Below are 1,537 nucleotides of genomic sequence, written 5' to 3'. Positions count from 1 at the left end.
CGGTAAGCCTTGGTTCTCTCAACCTATTTCTCAGATGGTCACACGCTACGAGAGCGAGTGGCAATATAAGCGAGAAAAGTGGGATTCCCTGGATGAGTTGATGGGGCATAGCGACTCGGATCCGCATAAGGGATGGGTTGAAGAGAAGGCGCGGATTGAGCGTTTGAGTTGGTGGGATAAGTTGGTTGGGAAGCATGGAATTACAGGTGATGTAAATGTGCAGCACATTCATCCAGTAGGTCTCTTGGGTAATTTCTACATCTCGCGTATAAGGCGAGACTTTGATCTGGGTGGACTATCAAGTACTTATGAAACCGGTGGTCGAGGCTCAAGAACTATATCCGGTGGGGCGGGGGATGCCGGTGGTGTGTCCTACGGATCTTACCAAATGACCAGTCAAGTAAAATTGGCTGACGGTACAATAATAAATGGAGGAACGGTAAAAAAATTCGTGAATTGGAGTGGTATGCCGTGGACAAGCGAATTCACCGGATTAACACCTGGTTCCAGCGCATTTTCTGATAAGTGGAGAGAGCTCGTTGACACTAAAGGTCAAGAGTTTATAGATGTAGAACATGAGTTCATAAAAGTAACGCACTTCGATGTCCAGATACAAAAAGTTATTACTGATTCTGGTATTGATCTGCGATASCACTCCCACACTATAAATGATGTGGTGTGGTCGACTGCGGTTCAGCAGGGACCGGGCGCCTCAATAATAGTAAATGCAATTAGTAATATTGGAATACCCCATGAGGAAACAAAACTCTACGATACCAAGTTGATCGACGCCATCTACAATGAGCGGGGTAGAAAAATTGTTGGTGGTGAAAAAAATGGTCAACTGTATTATTTTTCGAAGAATTCGATTGCGGTACAAGAAGGTGTGGCTAGTAGGTTTGTTTCAGAAAAGGCCAAAGCACAGGAGCGTTTGACAAATGAAAGTGGTTACTAGTTTTCTGGTATTGGCTTTTACGCTACTTTTTGCCAGTTTTTCGACGGCGCAAAATAATTTATCGCTATACATCTCTTCAGTAGGGAGTGCAGCAATAACACAGTCTGATGGAAAGATTTCCTTGCTCGTTCTGGCGGGTGGTAATGAACAAGGTGAGGCGACGGCAGGAAATTGTGTAGTTGGGGCAAATTTGACAAAGATAGAGGGTGGGTTCAGTGGTGCACTCTCGCCTATTAGTACTGGAATTAATAGCTATAACGATGAGCAGGCACAAGGTAAGAAAGTTTCGATTGAGCAACGTACAGGGTCGATAGTCATTAGTGATGTAGACTACATCGGGATATGTAGTTTGGATAGTGGCTTGATAAATATTTATAAAGAAGTTCAGAGGGATGATAAGGGTTATAGGTCTGTGTACGCGGAAATGATTAATCTTGCTCACGAAGATTCGCTGTTTTTGTATAAGAAAGGAATGAAGTCGGAGGCTATGGCTGAACTAGCTCCTTATGCGGGTTACTATCAGAGTAATTGGCTGGCGGATAAGAAATTAGCAGGTATGGTAATTCCGGCGTTAAACGATTA

The 1,537-nt window shown here is 43.8% G+C and carries 2 protein-coding genes; both read left to right on the top strand.

Translation table 11 applies throughout. The annotated features are described in order from the left end of the window. A partial coding sequence (locus tag AC1DH9_RS28955) for a VgrG-related protein (RefSeq protein WP_477809314.1) occupies positions 1–955 on the top strand: 955 nt, incomplete at its 5' end. Then, on the top strand, positions 939–1,537 hold a 599-nt coding region (locus AC1DH9_RS28950), incomplete at its 3' end, for a tetratricopeptide repeat protein (RefSeq protein ID WP_477809313.1). The genes AC1DH9_RS28955 and AC1DH9_RS28950, both read left to right, overlap by 17 nt.

It is taken from the genome of Pseudomonas sp. 05T35 (assembly GCF_056396605.1).
Note: the sequence above shows the minus strand (reverse complement) of the source record. Positions and strands in the feature narration are given on the sequence as shown.